The 15,154-nt window shown below is 41.1% G+C and carries 14 protein-coding genes; 4 read left to right on the plus strand and 10 right to left on the minus strand.

All coding sequences use genetic code 11. From position 1 onward, the window contains the following. Nucleotides 1–127 precede the first annotated feature (127 nt). Nucleotides 128–1,456: a ricin-type beta-trefoil lectin domain protein gene (locus tag Q0779_RS15305; protein WP_298773796.1), complete on the minus strand. Its 1,329-nt coding sequence runs from the start codon at nucleotides 1,454–1,456 to the stop codon at nucleotides 128–130. 669 nt (nucleotides 1,457–2,125) lie between these two features. On the opposite strand from Q0779_RS15305, the gene Q0779_RS15310 reads away from it, so the two are divergent. Next, nucleotides 2,126–2,626, plus strand: a complete 501-nt coding sequence (locus Q0779_RS15310) for an IS30 family transposase (RefSeq protein ID WP_298773797.1) — start codon at nucleotides 2,126–2,128, stop codon at nucleotides 2,624–2,626. Between the two features lie 253 nt (nucleotides 2,627–2,879). Here Q0779_RS15310 and Q0779_RS15315 read toward each other — a convergent pair whose 3' ends face one another. Continuing rightward, nucleotides 2,880–3,938: an OmpA family protein gene (locus Q0779_RS15315; protein WP_298773798.1), complete on the minus strand. Its 1,059-nt coding sequence runs from the start codon at nucleotides 3,936–3,938 to the stop codon at nucleotides 2,880–2,882. A 624-nt stretch (nucleotides 3,939–4,562) separates the two neighbouring features. Here Q0779_RS15315 and Q0779_RS15320 point away from each other — a divergent pair. Beyond that, nucleotides 4,563–5,162, plus strand: coding sequence for a LysE family translocator (locus tag Q0779_RS15320; RefSeq protein WP_298773799.1), 600 nt, complete (start codon nucleotides 4,563–4,565; stop codon nucleotides 5,160–5,162). 278 nt (nucleotides 5,163–5,440) lie between these two features. After that, entirely contained in the window at nucleotides 5,441–6,295 is an 855-nt protein-coding gene (locus tag Q0779_RS15325; protein WP_298773801.1) for an alpha/beta hydrolase, read from the plus strand. A gap of 67 nt (nucleotides 6,296–6,362) precedes the next feature. Here the strand turns inward: Q0779_RS15325 and grxB are convergent, their stop codons facing one another. From grxB to sfsA, 8 genes are all read right to left on the minus strand, one after another. Then, nucleotides 6,363–7,013 (minus strand): glutaredoxin 2, encoded by a 651-nt coding sequence (gene grxB / locus Q0779_RS15330; protein ID WP_298773803.1) that lies wholly within the window; start codon nucleotides 7,011–7,013, stop codon nucleotides 6,363–6,365. A 191-nt stretch (nucleotides 7,014–7,204) separates the two neighbouring features. Next, nucleotides 7,205–8,050 (minus strand): pantoate--beta-alanine ligase, encoded by an 846-nt coding sequence (gene panC, locus Q0779_RS15335; RefSeq protein ID WP_298773804.1) that lies wholly within the window; start codon nucleotides 8,048–8,050, stop codon nucleotides 7,205–7,207. A 67-nt stretch (nucleotides 8,051–8,117) separates the two neighbouring features. Continuing rightward, a complete protein-coding gene (gene panB, locus Q0779_RS15340) occupies nucleotides 8,118–8,912 on the minus strand; it encodes a 3-methyl-2-oxobutanoate hydroxymethyltransferase (protein WP_298773806.1) in 795 nt (264 codons plus the stop codon). 24 nt (nucleotides 8,913–8,936) lie between these two features. Further along, nucleotides 8,937–9,446: a 2-amino-4-hydroxy-6-hydroxymethyldihydropteridine diphosphokinase gene (folK, locus tag Q0779_RS15345; protein ID WP_298773808.1), complete on the minus strand. Its 510-nt coding sequence runs from the start codon at nucleotides 9,444–9,446 to the stop codon at nucleotides 8,937–8,939. Then, a complete protein-coding gene (gene pcnB / locus Q0779_RS15350) occupies nucleotides 9,443–10,879 on the minus strand; it encodes a polynucleotide adenylyltransferase PcnB (RefSeq protein WP_298773820.1) in 1,437 nt (478 codons plus the stop codon). Before pcnB ends, folK begins: the two co-directional genes overlap by 4 nt. 217 nt (nucleotides 10,880–11,096) lie before the next feature. After that, the gene (gene gluQRS / locus Q0779_RS15355; protein WP_298773809.1) at nucleotides 11,097–11,972 is read right to left on the minus strand and encodes a tRNA glutamyl-Q(34) synthetase GluQRS; all 876 of its coding nucleotides are present in this window, start codon (nucleotides 11,970–11,972) and stop codon (nucleotides 11,097–11,099) included. 173 nt (nucleotides 11,973–12,145) lie between these two features. Then, entirely contained in the window at nucleotides 12,146–12,589 is a 444-nt protein-coding gene (gene dksA, locus Q0779_RS15360) for an RNA polymerase-binding protein DksA (protein ID WP_298773810.1), read from the minus strand. Between the two features lie 168 nt (nucleotides 12,590–12,757). Continuing rightward, a complete protein-coding gene (gene sfsA / locus Q0779_RS15365) occupies nucleotides 12,758–13,462 on the minus strand; it encodes a DNA/RNA nuclease SfsA (RefSeq protein ID WP_298773811.1) in 705 nt (234 codons plus the stop codon). 311 nt (nucleotides 13,463–13,773) lie between these two features. On the opposite strand from sfsA, the gene pepB reads away from it, so the two are divergent. Beyond that, complete coding sequence (gene pepB / locus Q0779_RS15370; protein WP_298773813.1) at nucleotides 13,774–15,051, plus strand: aminopeptidase PepB; 1,278 nt, start codon at nucleotides 13,774–13,776, stop codon at nucleotides 15,049–15,051. Nucleotides 15,052–15,154 lie beyond the last annotated feature (103 nt).

Raw genomic sequence — 15,154 nt, forward strand, 5'->3', positions numbered from 1 at the left:
TTTTTTGAGGTACTTGTTAGCGGGTTATTTTAATAAGGTCTGATAATTTGTTTGTGAATTAAAGGTATTATGGCATTAAATGCCTTATATCGTTTTATGCGATATAAGGCACTCATGATAAAAGTTATTATAAATCCCATTCAAACAATTCAGTTGCAACAGCACAAAGAGATGTACTCACCCGTGAACCACTATTGTTACTGTCGCGTTTTAGGCAGCGGTGATATCCATCATAGTGCATAAATCTTAAGTGTCCTGTATTGTTCATATACTGCCAGGAATAGAAAAAATTAGATGCACTTTTTTGACAATTCTGTAGGATTATATTACCAAAAACAGAGGCTAGGCAAAGATCGGGCCGAGCGGAATTTAGCATTCTTCCTGATGACTTATCATGGATCCAAACGTTATTAGCATTGGCACTACAATGTTGTACATAATGAATTTCTTCTCCATCTTCTAATGGACCGTTTACTTGCAGGCAGGCGTTTTGATCCGCTCCATAGATGATGACTTCTTGGCATGGCTGGCCAGAGCAGCTAAGTGGGGCCGTTATGATTACACTTCCGGAAGCATTTGGATTTGATGCTGGCATTAACTCGGTGTTTGTTGATGCGTATCCTATAGCATAACTTCCTCCACCTCCCCCACCACTGGGATTATTTGCTCCCCCACCTCCACCATAGCCATTTCCTCCATCTGTACTGCCATCACCACCTTTTCCTGTATATCCATTTGTGCCTGCAGGTGCACCTGCTCCTCCTTGTCCTAGGCCATTAGGATTGCCTCCTCGTCCAACTGTTTCACCTTTTTTTTGAACACCATCTAATCCAGCTGCACTACCACCGAAGGCTACCCCTCCTTTTCCACCAGTTCCTCCATCAGTAGAGTTCCAGTCGCCACTGTATTTTTTCGCATTGCCACCTCTTCCCCCTCCACCAGCAACGAGAAGATAGGTATCATCTGCACTGACAATTGTAGCCTGGCCAGAGCCTCCTGCTATAGATATGGTTAAGGGATTGGGTAGCGCGCTGACAAGTTGGTAAGTTCGCGCTTCGCCTCCGTTTCCTCCACTACCACCATCGCCGTTAAAAGCTGCATCATTTCCCTGCGCCCCCTTAGCACCAAATGCCTGTATAATGACAACATCATGATCGGCGATCCCTAACTCATTAATATCAAATTGTAGGGATTGTGTTGTAGTACAGACGAGTGCATTATTGTTGATACTTTCATTGAAGCCTTCGGGGCAGGAGTTTATGCTTGAAAAAGCGGTATTAGAGAATGTTGCTGTGATATAAGTTAAGCCCATTAAGCATGCTATTTTTGAGTATGAACGCCGCTTTTCTTTACTCATGAATAACAGGCTTTCGCTGATACTCAGCTGAGAAACAAAATAATAAAATATCTTATTTTTTATTTCATGCTGGATCTTTTTCCAATTAAATAAATGCATAGTATATCTCCAAACATTATACAGAATAAAAAACATAACGTTAAATCCTGAATTTAGATTTACCTGATAGTTACTTTTGAATAACGATATGTTAGCTTGTTATCAGGCATTAAATAAGTTAGTAGAAATATTGTTTTACAATTGTTTAACTGATGGGCGTTTGAATGTTACATCGAAAATTCATTTTTTTTCTTTCAATCATTTTTTTTAAATTTTTATTTATTTATGTAAAAATTATTCAGTAGCATATTGGTTTTATTTATTCTTACCTGTGTTTTTTCACTTTATAAACTTGTTTTATTTAGTTTTTTATTAATTATATTTTATTACAATTATATTTCATTTTATACTTTCAATTTTTTGGGTTTTTTGTTTTAACAATTCAATGATGCTGATTAAATGATTAAGCACCTGTATTAAATTGATATTTATATATTGTGTTTTTCATTAATGATTATATGATCAAATAATTGTTTTTTTATAGTTTGTTATAATCGTTAAGTTTATTTAATCTTTTTCAATAAAATAAATATCACGATTAAATTTAATTAATTTTTGTTTTTTCCTAAATTCATATAATAAGTGCAACATTCATGGATAATCAGATGAGGAGAAGCCAACTGCAGGTAGTGGTATGCTTTTCATCGACAAAATCAAAGCAGTATTACCATGAGCTACCAACAGTTGACTGAAGGTAAAAGATATCAAATTTCTGCCTTACTTGCAGAAGGTTATTCAAAAGCGTCCATTGCCCGAGCATTATGTTTTCACCCAGCAACAATTGGACGGGAATTAATGAGAAATAGCACGGAAAAAGGTTATCTCCCTGAGCAAGCACAACAAATCGCAGTAGACAGAAAGAAATCAGCAGCGAAATACACCGTAAGCCAAGACGCTGTGATGTTTACAGAGTTGATGCTTGAGCACCAATGGAGTCCAGAGCAAATTAGTTATATTGCCAATAAGATAGATATTTCTGTCTCGCATGAATGGATTTATCAATATGTTGCTCAGGATAAAGCCAATGGTGGAACGCTTTACACGCACCTTAGGCAAGGACATAAAAAGTACCGTAAAGGAAAGTATAAAAAACGCCGCAGTCCGATAGTGCGATTAACTGTGCGATTAACTGAGCCACCCATTGCGATTAACCAAGCCACCCATTGTTAATTCCCTCGTTAAACTGGCATTGTTATTTTCTGCTTGCCTGAAGTTGAGCAATATGATGCTGCACGTATTAAAGCGATTCGTGAACAAATGTATGTGAGTCAAACACTGGCCTAAACAAGAAGTGCTGTTTACCCCTATTTGTATAAGCCCATCTAATTTAGCTATAAGGCTTTCTTTACGATTAAGATAAGAAGCTTAATCGCAAAGAAAGATAACTTTTTTATGGATAAATTCTGATGGGTTAATTTATATATTATTCACTAGGTTCAATGATGACCTCGGCTTCAATGCGGCGATTGGCTTCATTTGCAATGGGTGAATGTCCTAGAATGAGAGGTTGAGAAAACCCATAGCCTATTGAGGTGATCCGAGCGGGATCAATATTAAATTTCAAAACTAATAGCGCCTCAACGGCCTCTGCACGGCGGGTTGACAATGACAGATTGTATTTAGCCGAACCAATGCGTGAAGCGTGACCGGATATGGTGACCTTGCTATTGGGATTTGCTTTCATAAAATCAGCAACTTTTTTGATATCTTGATAAGCGGTTTCGTTAATGACTGTCGAGTCATGATCAAATTTTGAATCAATATCAAATCGATGCGGCGTATTCACTAAAGGGGGGGTATTATTAGCAACCTTATCGACTTTGACGGCTTGAGTCACTGTTGCTGTGGGAGTGGGTAGGTTTTTTGCTTTACTGCCAAAACGGTAACTGAGTTTAATGCCCCAGTAATTATTTTCTAGATCGTAGAAATTGTTTTGAGTCGGATTTAAGTCTTGGTAATGCCGATAAACAGCCGAGAGCATAATGTTTTCAGTAATATTAAAACCAACTCCTGCGCCAATATAAGGCGTGTAATCGGTATGATTACCTGCTTCGCTATTACCATAAATGTTACCCCATTGATTGGTGATTTTTGAATCATATCGCATTGCACCGATTTCAGCATTGATATTCCAGCGTTCAGCGAAGGGATAATAACCAATTAGGCCCAATGTGACCCCTTTGGTGTCTATGCTGCCATAATCATTGAGTTCACCGTTGAAATGGGTCCAATTGGCTTGACCTAAATCTCGATAACCTAGCTCCAGTCCGATATATTGATTGAACATATAGCCTGTGAATAGTTCCCAGCCATATGGGGTATTGTCATCGCAGGATGAGGTGGCACTCTTGTCACATTGAACTTGATAATCGTTAATACCCGTACCTGCACCAATATACCAAGGACTCATTTCTGTATCAGCAGATGCGGAAAATGAAATGACAGAGGTGAGTAATGTTGACAGTAATATTTTATTTTTCATACAACCCTTTAATGTTTTTTTTAGTATGTCGATAGATAAACTAAAGAAAGCAATGAGGAGATAAAATCAGGTGTAATACTTAGGTCTTATTAAAAGGGCTTTGTTTTTGAATAGGGTTTTACATTTTTAACTCATGTTAACAGTAAAGAGAGGTATGATAAGCAACAATAAAAACTTAAAAAATACAGGTTATTAATAAGGTAGTCTGGTTTTGAATGGGCGAGTTGATAAGTACAAACTCGAAAATTTTAGTCTTTTATGCACAATCATTAATTAAGTCTGCTTTGAAGGATAATCTTGTATTGTATATGAAGTTATTTATGCTAAAAATGAGAGGTTAAATCGTTCAAGTTAACCTTTTAAGTATAACGTTTTTATTGTGTTAATATTTTTGTGAGTATTTTAAATAAACTAAAGAAGAAAAAAGTCGGTGTAATCACCAGCTTTTATCCATTAATGAATGTGTTAACATTTCTTATTTATAGCTTTCTATAAGCTGAACTAATGAGTAAAAGCGTAATAAAAGTAGCTATTTTACTTAATTTGAGCTGAAAGGGACTTTCTTCTGTCATATTGCCACATTATAGTGCTGCCATCAGTTCATTCATCCCGTTAATTTAAAAAATGACCCTCACTTTATTAACCAGTATTGCTGTTTTTGCTTTTTTTTATGTCATTACGCCGGGCCCAAGTAATATTACCTTGATGTCATCGGGCGTTAATTTTGGTTTTAGACGCAGTTGTCCACAATTATTGGGTATTGTCGTGGGCTTCCCTTCACTAGTATTAGTGACGGGCTTGGGGTTAAGTGGTTTTTTTCATGAATACCCAGTGGTACAAATGACAATAAAATACTTAGGGATAGCTTACCTGTTATACCTTTCATGGTGTATCGCCATGAGCCATACAAAAGTGGATGCAAAGAACACAGTGAAGCCTTTTGGTTTTATTCAGTCAGCGTCATTACAATGGGTAAACCCAAAGGCATGGGTTGCGGCATTAACCGCTATTGCAACTTTTACTTCTAGTGCTCAGACGATGAATAAACAAGTACTCGTCATTGCAATTGTCTTTTTACTGGTGACATTACCTTGTGCTTTGCTGTGGCTTTATTCGGGGAAAGTATTACAGCCCTTGCTGAAAAACCCTGTTTATCAAAATAAATTTAACTATATCATGGCTGGGCTGTTAGTGACGGCCATTATTCCAATGCTGAGTGTGTAGAGGAGGCGGTCGCTGAAAGGTAAATAGAGTTTTTATTGTAAATGTTTTGATACAGCTAATTTCTGTAAATATCCATTGGTTTGCTATTCTATTAAGTGTAGTGCAAGTATTTTTCTCTAAATTTAAGGTTTCAAAATGACTCACCTTTTTTGCTTCCTTAGGTTTTTGGTGATCCAATGAGATAATAATAAGTTAATAAATTCGTCGTTTTTATTTTTTATTAAGGAAAATTGAGGCAAGGTGATGCGGGAGTACTTTGCTTCCTAAGGAAAGCGTCAATGGTCTTAACAAATAAAGGCAGTCATTACTTTTACACCAATGATGGCATTAAATTACATTATCTGGATAAAGGTGAAGGTGAGGCTATTGTCATGTTGCCTGGCTGGTCTCAGTCGGTTGAACAGTATCATAATCAAATGGATTTTTTCAGTCAGCATTATCGAGCGATTGCACTTGATATGAGGGGGCATGGGCACTCGGAAATTGCAAAGTATGGTTATAAAGTCTATCGATTGGCGAAAGATCTGGATGAACTATTAGTGCATCTATCTCTAGATAATGTGGTGTTGTTAGGGCACGGTTTAGGCTCTGCGGTGATCTTGTGTTATTGGGATTTATTTGGGGCGCATAAAGTCAATAAACTGGTTTTAGTTGAGAGAGTGGCCGCTATGGTCAGTAACCCTGAATGGAGCGCTCAGCAAATAGCAGATTATGGCCCTCTGGTGGATCCTGATTCGGCAATGGAGATTTATAATACGGTTTATGGCTGTCAGGGAAATAATTATAAAGCCATGTTATTGAATCATGAAATCTCCGATAAAATGCCTGTAAAAGAAAAACAATGGTTAATTGAGAATAGTTACAATTTTCCTGGCAAGTATGCCGCAGAGTTGATTTATAATCACTTTCATCAAGATTGGCGAGATGTCATTTCGCGCATTTCCGTGCCGACACTGATAGTTGGGGGACGAGGGAGTCCCACATCTGTGAGCTCTCAAGAGTGGATCCATGAGCAAATTAAAGGCTCTAAATTGGTTATTTTTGAGGAAGAAGAAGGAGGAAAGCATTTTATGTTTATTGAGGGAGCCGATAAGTTTAATCGTTTAGTGGATGAGTTCATGAAAGCACATTGAAGGGATTGTAACTGACAAACAAAAGCGGCTTAATCGGCCGCTTTTATTTTACGTTAAATTTATCAATTTAAACGGCGACGTCATCAAACAAATGTATTCCTGTGATGGTCGATACTTCTTCAATATATTGACGGACTGTTGCTGGAAACTGAATGTCTTTAATGACAGTGAGGTTTCTCAATGTTGGGAAAATATTGATGTCATCATAGTTAAGGCGATTGTGTCGCTCTGATGGCAAGACTAGCCAATCAATCTTTTCAAGTTGTGGATGTAGCCGGTTTAAGTATTCAGCTGTATTGTAATAAGCCGTGTCAAAGTTTATGCCCATTGTCTGGGTTTTCTTCTGCGTAAACCAATCCCTGGCTTCATCACACTGAAATTCTGGAAGAGGGATTTTTAGCCAGCGAGGGTACATTAAGGCAGAGCTTAATTGCTTCGTTTTGGTTATCCATTCATTAATTACACTATCTAAACGAGCAAGATCAAGCATTGGCTGATCCGCTATTTGATCTAGGTAGCTGGCAATGTCTAAACTTTCGGCCATATAACTGCCATCGGCTTTTTGTAAAATAGGCACCAGATTGGCCCCCACTTTTTCAATGCGAGCTTGAACGTCATGGTTTTGCAAAAAGACATACTCGACATCCAGTTGTTTGTAACCCACGACCATCATAGCTTTAACGCAATAAGGGCAATGATCAAAGAGAAAGAGTTTCATATTAGAAGGCCAAAAAGAGTCATGACATTATTTTACGCTGATAAATCTAGAAAGCCATGATGTATAAACATCTTCGACTTAATCGGTACTGGAGGTTTAAGCATAAAATCAATGGGCTAAGCAATTTAGCCCGAGACGTTAAATGATATCATTTTACGCGATATCAATTTAAATGAGATTAGTGCGATCCGCTAACGGCTCACACACAGATTATCGATTAGACGAGTGGTGCCCATTTTTGCCGCGATTAAAATAACCAGTGATTTATCATCATTGGATGCAGGGTAGAGGTTGTTGGCGTTACGTATTTCAACATACTCAGGCTCAAAACCTACATTGATGAGTGTTTGCTCATGTTCTTGCGTGATCTCATTGAGGTGAATGCCTTGTGTGATGTCATTAGCAATGGCATCCATGACCTGTTTAATGGTGGCGGCTTGCTGTTTCTCAGAGGACGTTAGATAACCATTACGAGAGCTCATAGCAAGCCCTGACTTTTCACGCATGGTTTCTATGCCAATGATTTCAATGGGTAAGGACAAATCTTCAACCATGGTTTTAATGACCAAAAGTTGTTGAAAATCTTTTTGACCAAAAAAAGCAAAATCAGGTTGAATAATATTAAAGAACTTACACACCACCGTAGCCACGCCTCGAAAGTGTCCAGGGCGGCCTGCACCACAAAGGGTTTCTGATATTTTTGGGACTTCGACGTAGGTTTGTACGTCCATGCCATTTGGATACACTGTGGCCGCATTGGGGGCGAAGAGTAAGGCTGTACCGGCATCCGTTAATGCTTGTTGATCGGCGGCTAAGGTTCTTGGATAGGAGTCAAGATCTTCATTTTGTCCAAATTGCATGGGATTGACAAAAATGGAGGCCACCACATGATCGGCTTTTTGAGCGGCAGCTTCCACTAAGCTAATATGGCCTTGGTGTAAGTTGCCCATTGTCATGACTAAGGCTACGGTTTCGCCTTTTTCTCGCCAATGTTTAACTTGAGCTCGCACTTGGCTAACAGTGTGAAGAGTGATCATAACGGCTTGATCCTATCGATTATCATTTCATCATTAATGCAGTAATTAATGTCATTAACTCACGTAATTAACTAAAAGTATGTTCAGGGCTAGGGAAAGTACCTTGTGCGACTTCGTCAATGTAAGCACGGATAGCACTGCGAATTTCGCCTGTTTGTTTAAGGTAGTTTTTAGAAAAACGTGGTATATAACCACTTGAGATCCCAAGTACATCGTGCATGACTAAAATTTGACCGTCAGTATCATTACCTGCACCTATACCAATAACGGGAATAGTCAGTGCCTCTGTAATGGTTTTTGCTAATGAAGCTGGAATGCACTCCACAACCAGTAATTGTGCCCCAGCAGCTTCTAATGCTTTGGCTTCATCAAGAATACGTTGCGCATTATCGGCATCACGGCCTTGTACTTTAAAGCCGCCAAAAACATGAACAGATTGTGGCGTTAAGCCTAAATGGGCACAAACAGGAATGCCTCGCTCTGTTAATTTGGTGACAGTCTCCAGTAGCCAATGGCCGCCTTCCACTTTGACCATATTAGCGCCAGCTTTCATCAAGGTGCTGGCGTTCATCATGGCTTGCTCTGACGTGGCATAACTCATAAAAGGCATGTCGGCAATCAGTAATGCGCGTTCGATACCTCGGCGAACACAGCGAGTATGGTAGGCGATATCTTCAACGGATACAGGCAAAGTGTCTGAATGTCCTTGAAGTACCATACCCATCGAGTCGCCCACTAAGAGCACATCAACTCCCTCACTGTCAAAAGCACTGGCAAAACTGGCATCATATGCCGTTAACGCAGTGAATTTCTTCCCTTCTTGCTTAAATTTTAATAAGGTTGAACCCGTGATTTTTGACATAATTTAAACCTAATTCATACTGTGTTATTGCGCCAAAGCATACGAAGCGTGCGTTGGCGCTTCAATCACACTTAACTCTTGTTGTAATGCAGGTGTGATATACCTTTTTAAGGGGGTACCACAAGGTAAAATGAGTGTTGGTGCCAGTTCAAACAGGGGGACCAAAACAAAGCTACGTTGTGTCATTCCCATATGCGGAACGGTTAATCTTGAGGTTGATATGTGCTCAGCACCATAAAGAATAATATCCAAATCTAAGGTTCTCGGCCCCCAATGCTCCCGTCTTACCCGTCCTTGATTGTGTTCAATGCGTTGTAATGCATCAAGTAAAGCAATAGCCGATAAATGTGTATGAAAACCAGCAACCGCATTAACAAAATCAGGTTGTACAACGTCACCCATAGGCTTTGAGCGATAATAGCGAGACACTTTAAAATCAGAGTCAGACAGCCGTGACAGTGCTTGACAGGCTGAGTCTAATTGCGACTTCGGTTCGGCTAAATTGGCGCCCAATGCGACATAAACTAAGGTCATGTGCTTGACGTATCCTGATTATTGCTTGGTTTACGACGGCGCCCTTGATTAGAGCGACGTCTGCGCGGTGATTGTTTATTGGCCGAGCGAGCAATGACACTTCGCTGTTCTTCACTGCCTTCGACAAAACTTTTCCACCAAGCCGCTTGCTTGGCAATCGTGCCGCCTTCAGCATCAGCACGCAATAACAGTAAATCGTAAGCGGCTCTGAATTTAGGGTGTTCCATAAATTTAAAGGCGCGTGTGCCTCGATTACGTTCAAACCTGAGTTGTAGCTGCCAAATATCTTTAGTGATGGTACTAAAACGTCTTGGAATACTGATAGAGCGGCATTGTTGCTCCATCACATCTCCCATAGCAGCATAATAGGCATCATAAGCGCTTAAGCCACTTTCAAGTGCGATATCATCAGCCCGTTGACTGAGAGGGTACCAAAGCAAAGCGGCATAGAAGAAAGCTGGAGTCACAGGCTTTTCTTGTTGAATTCTTTGATCGGTATTGTCCATCATTTGTTCAATGAGAGCAGAAATCGGTGCTTGGTTGTCTTCATTCAGTTGCGTGTCAACCAGTGGAAATAGAGGGCGAAATAAACCTAACTCACGCATCATATGGTAATTCTTTCGCGCTTTACCCGATAAGAACATCTTGAGGACTTCTTCATACATGCGTGCGGCAGGAATGTCTTTTAATAAAGACGCTAAGTTAGGAATAGGTTTAGCGGCTCTTGCATCGATTTGCATGTCTAATTTAGTGGCAAAGCGCACGGCGCGTAACATGCGCACGGGATCTTCACGATAACGGGTTTCGGGATCGCCAATTAATCTTAATGTACGAGAGCTCAGATCGTGTAAGCCGCCACCATAGCTGTGAATACTAAAGTCACTGATATCGTAATATAGGGCATTGACGGTAAAATCACGTCGTTCGGCATCTTCATCAATGGTGCCGTAAACATTGTCACGTAATAGGCGGCCAGAAGCGTTGGTTTTAGATATTTTTTCGCCGCTATCAACATGATGGCCCCGTAAGGTCGCCACTTCAATGACATCGCGCCCAAAAACAATATGCGCTAAACGAAAGCGTCGTCCCACAAGACGACAATTGCGAAATAAGCGTTTAATTTCTTCAGGAGTAGCATTAGTGACCACATCAAAGTCTTTTGGGGCGAGTCCCAGCAAAATATCTCTGACTCCGCCGCCAACTAAGTAAGCTTTGTAGCCTGATTTATGTAATCTATACAGAACCTTGAGGGCATTTTCGCTAATTTGTCTGCGAGAAATACTATGATCTTTTCTCGGCACAACATCCAGCGTAAGCCCATCGGATGTGGCTTCTTCTGTGGTTGCTTTATCTTCAAATAGCTGTTTGCAGAATTGACTAATACGGCGAAAAATGGGACACCTCTGATTTAGATTGTCACTAAGATTAAAAATTTAGGGGCATATGATACCTCAAAAATTATAGATCCCCAAGCCAGCTGAACCTATGTGTTTTTTGTGCCGTTTAGGCGCTTAAAAACCAGGGTAACAGCATAGCTGTTTGTGTGGTGAGGTATTGGAGTCTAAATCCTGTTGGAAGCTGCTGAGATCTAGGAATGGTGTCATTGAGGGATGGGAGAAACCTGAATTAATGTAAGAGGTAATGTAAGAGTTAACGCAAGAGTATTTCAGTTTGTATGGGGATAGTGTTGGGGTCAAACTGAGCGCTAGCCTGAGCCAGCATAATGCGGGGATCGGCTTCAACAGTGACCGTTTTTTGTCCTAAAAATGCCAGGGCTTGATTAATGCTATTTTGGGGCTTCAATATATCGATGGCAGTTGCATGATTTTGTTTTGATAATTTTCTTCCTTCCTCTTCACAGGCCAGCGGTAAATGGAACCAATCTGGATGGAGTTTATTCAGTAAGTGAAATAAGCTCATTTGCCTACCTGTAGGAAGGAGCAAATCACTGCCTCTGACGACTTCTGTTATTTGCTGAAAGGCATCATCAATCACAACGGCTAATTGATAAGCATATAAGCCATCGCTGCGTTTAATGATAAAATCTTCCCCTGCAAAGTCGGCAGGAATAGGGATAGCGCCCTTTATTTGATCTTGGAACTGGGTAATGGCAATGGGATTGCGAACACGAATGGCCCCCGATGATTTTAGTTTCTGTCCACAACGGCCATCATAAATCCCGCCCATGGTTTTAATGTCTTTGCGGGAACACTGACAAAAGTAAGCTTGATTTTTACTCAACAATTCATCGATAACGGCTTGATAGTCGTCAATTCGCTGACTTTGATAGAGCACTGTTTCATCCCATTCAAAACCAAAAGCTTCAAGGCTCTGTAAAATGAGATCTGCGGCGCCTAACTGTTCACGGGGAGGATCGATATCTTCCATACGAACGAGCCATTGCCCTTGTGCTGAGCGAGCGCGTAAATAGCTTCCTAAGGCAGCGACTAAGGAGCCAAAATGTAAAGGGCCAGACGGTGAGGGAGCGAATCGACCTCGATAAGTTAGATCAGTCGAATGTGTCATGAGAATAGAGTGAGAAAAATAAAGGGTTCAAGGGGATGATAAACATATGGGGAGTAGCATTTAGGGTATAAAAGTACCGTCATGGCAATAGGGCATAATCGTCGGCAATCCTTTTGAAAGACAAGAAAATAAGCGATAGACAAAAACTGGCCATCGCTTATCTACTAGAGAGATTAACCCGCCAGTTGTTTTTCTTTAATTTCAGCCAAAGTTTTACAATCAATGCATTGATCGGCTGTTGGGCGAGCTTCGAGGCGGCGAACACCGATCTCGATACCACAAGAATCACAGAAACCGAAATCATCCTCTTCAATTTTTTGAAGGGTTTTTTCAATTTTCTTAATCAATCTACGCTCTCTGTCACGAGCACGTAATTCTAAGCTGAACTCTTCTTCTTGGGCTGCACGGTCGACAGGATCAGGGAAATTGGCTGCTTCGTCTTGCATATGGTTGAGGGTACGATCTACCTCCTCTCGCAGTTGTCCTCGCCATGCTTCAAGGATCACCTTGAAATGGGTCAACTGCTCTGAATTCATGTATTCCTCACCCGGTTTTTCTTGGTAAGGATCGACTCCTGCTATAGCGAGTACGCCAAGTTTTTTGTTGCCTTCAGGCATAACGCATCTCCTGTTAATCGTTTGCGTTCTGGGTGTCCATAATTAATGGCCGCTATCTATACCAGAATACATAAGTATAATCAAATAATTTATTTTTATTTTATTTTAGCAAAAACTTATTAATGACTATGGGGGCCTAAGGCCTTTTTATCAATACTTGACGTAAATTTAATCGTTGAACGCACAAGGTTTAACCAATTTAATTTCATCTTTATTCAGACTACAGCGATACGCTAACACTTCCACGCCCGCTTTTTGCGCTTGCTTAAGTAATGTTGCGTAGTCTGGATCTATATGCTTCGCGGCTTTAACGCTTTGTATCCCTGAATGTTGTACGACAAAAAGTAATACCGCTCTGTGGCCTGCCTTCACCATTTCCATGAGTTCTCGTAAATGTTTTTGACCTCGAGTGGTGACAGAGTCAGGAAAATAGCCTTGCTCGCCTTCCAGTAAGGTGCAACTTTTCACTTCTATATAGCAAAGGGGTAAATGTTCTGCTTCCAGTAAAAGATCAATACGACTATTTTCGTTACCGTATTTTACTTCTCTTTTTACGCTTTCGTAACCTAATAGCTCAGTAACGATCCCAGCTTTGATGGCTTCTTCGGCAAGAGCGTTGGCGCGGCCGGTATTGATCCCAATATAATGATTATCGCTCGTTTGCATTAACTCCCAGGTACGAGAATATTTGCGTTTTGGATTAGTGGAAGTTGAAAACCACACTTTATGATCTGGATACAAACAATTTTTCATGGAGCCTGTGTTGGGGCAATGTAGGGTGACTTCTGTGCCATCTTCTAATCGAACATCGGCTAAAAAGCGTTTATAACGCTTAATTAAAGTACCTGATTCAAAAGCGGGTGAAAATTTCATATTACATCATAGAGTAAGAAGACTAGATAAAGAGCATATCAAGATTAAGGTCTGAAAATAAGGGGTGATAAGTATCAAGGGGATAAACAGAGTGCCATCATCTAAGTACAGCACAGAGTACAGTAGAGAGTGCAGTAAAGAGTGTGATAAACGGTGTGCTTACAACCTGTAATCGAGTAAACTCTTTGCATTATAACCCCTACATTTTTACAACAACTTTCTAGCAACTGAGGCGATAAAGCGTCTGATAATTGTTTTATTCCTTGAGATAAATGGTTTAAGTGATGCAAGAAAGTGTTACAGGAGTCAAAATGAAAAATAGAATGACAGTGAAGCTCACCCATGAATTGGCCCCCGCACACTGGGGGCAAGCGAAAGTGAGTTTTCAAGACGATCAAGCCTATGTGCACTTAACTCTAGGGGAGTCATTACGGCAAATTCAAAAAGCGGCGCGAACATTACGCACTCAAGGTGTCACAGCGGTTGAGTTAGCTGGGGGAGAGTGGGATCTCGATAAGCAGTGGGCGTTTGCCCAAGGTTTCGCCACAGCGCGTTTCATTGCTGATATTCACTGGAGTGGTGACGACGCGATACGTAATGCGTTAACCCATAGATTAGAGGCAAGCTTTTTTGCTCGTCAGCTAGTCAATGCGACGCCAGAAAACTTAGCGCCTGTCACGCTTGCTGAGCAAGCGGCCACTTGGCTGGCAACAATCGGCGGTGACAAGGTGTCATATCGCATTATTGAAGGTGAGGCGTTATTGGCCGAGCAGTGGCATGGTATTCACGCTGTGGGTCGTGGCAGTGAACGTCCACCGGCATTATTAGAACTCGATTTTAATCCATTAGGTGACGATGCGCCGGTTTCCGTGGCGTTAGTGGGTAAAGGCATAACGTTTGACTCGGGTGGGTACAGTATTAAAAGCTCCGAAGGCATGTTAGGCATGAAGTGTGACATGGGCGGGGCGGCAACGGTGAGCGCAGCATTAGGTTTGGCCATTAAGTCGGGACTCAATAAACGGGTGAAACTCTTTTTATGCTGCGCCGAAAACCTCATTAGCGGTCATGCTTATAAACTCGGTGACATTTTAACTTATAAAAATGGAGTGACCGTTGAAGTGGTGAATACCGATGCCGAAGGCCGTTTAGTGTTAGCCGATGGTCTGCAAGCGGCCAGTGAAACAGGGGCTGGCTTGATAATAGATGCGGCAACTTTAACGGGCGCGGCGGTCATGGCATTAGGCACCAATTATAATGCAATTTTCTCACCTCAAACTGAAGTCTTGACCTTAGCGCAAGAAAAAGCGGCGCAGGTTGGCGAGCGTGTATGGCCGCTACCGCTAGATCCTTGGCATCAAGAGATGTGTCCATCACCTTATGCTGATACCGCCAATAGCCGCGCCATGAAAGGCGGTGGCGCAGGCGGTGCCTCTAATGCGGCCGGCTTCTTATCACGTTTTGTTAATCCTGAAATCAATTGGCTACACATGGACTTAGCATCTGCTTTTTCAGATTCTGGTGACAGTTTATGGGCCGCAGGGGCAACGGCGCATGGTGTGTTAACCATAGCCAACCTTTTGCAAGACTAATGCAGTAAGCGCTAAGTAATAATAGGACTATACCCAAACCACTTGAAAGTGCATGTTTTCAGAGCCCGTAAAAAGGCTTAATTCAAGGCGCATTATTGAAAGA

The sequence above is a fragment of the uncultured Shewanella sp. genome (assembly GCF_947491715.1).
GTDB lineage: Bacteria > Pseudomonadota > Gammaproteobacteria > Enterobacterales > Shewanellaceae > Shewanella.

Excerpts from the sequence above, each read along its gene's own strand:
- panB (WP_298773806.1), bottom strand. The coding sequence starts at position 8,912 with ATGTCAAAAATCACGGGTTCAACCTTATTAAAATTTAAGCAAGAAGGG.
- Q0779_RS15305 (WP_298773796.1), bottom strand. The coding sequence starts at position 1,456 with ATGCATTTATTTAATTGGAAAAAGATCCAGCATGAAATAAAAAATAAG.
- Q0779_RS15325 (WP_298773801.1), top strand. The coding sequence starts at position 5,441 with ATGGTCTTAACAAATAAAGGCAGTCATTACTTTTACACCAATGATGGC.
- dksA (WP_298773810.1), bottom strand. The coding sequence starts at position 12,589 with ATGCCTGAAGGCAACAAAAAACTTGGCGTACTCGCTATAGCAGGAGTC.
- Q0779_RS15320 (WP_298773799.1), top strand. The coding sequence starts at position 4,563 with ATGACCCTCACTTTATTAACCAGTATTGCTGTTTTTGCTTTTTTTTAT.
- sfsA (WP_298773811.1), bottom strand. The coding sequence starts at position 13,462 with ATGAAATTTTCACCCGCTTTTGAATCAGGTACTTTAATTAAGCGTTAT.
- Q0779_RS15315 (WP_298773798.1), bottom strand. The coding sequence starts at position 3,938 with ATGAAAAATAAAATATTACTGTCAACATTACTCACCTCTGTCATTTCA.
- Q0779_RS15310 (WP_298773797.1), top strand. The coding sequence starts at position 2,126 with ATGAGCTACCAACAGTTGACTGAAGGTAAAAGATATCAAATTTCTGCC.
- gluQRS (WP_298773809.1), bottom strand. The coding sequence starts at position 11,972 with ATGACACATTCGACTGATCTAACTTATCGAGGTCGATTCGCTCCCTCA.
- panC (WP_298773804.1), bottom strand. The coding sequence starts at position 8,050 with ATGATCACTCTTCACACTGTTAGCCAAGTGCGAGCTCAAGTTAAACAT.
- pepB (WP_298773813.1), top strand. The coding sequence starts at position 13,774 with ATGAAAAATAGAATGACAGTGAAGCTCACCCATGAATTGGCCCCCGCA.
- grxB (WP_298773803.1), bottom strand. The coding sequence starts at position 7,013 with ATGAAACTCTTTCTCTTTGATCATTGCCCTTATTGCGTTAAAGCTATG.
- folK (WP_298773808.1), bottom strand. The coding sequence starts at position 9,446 with ATGACCTTAGTTTATGTCGCATTGGGCGCCAATTTAGCCGAACCGAAG.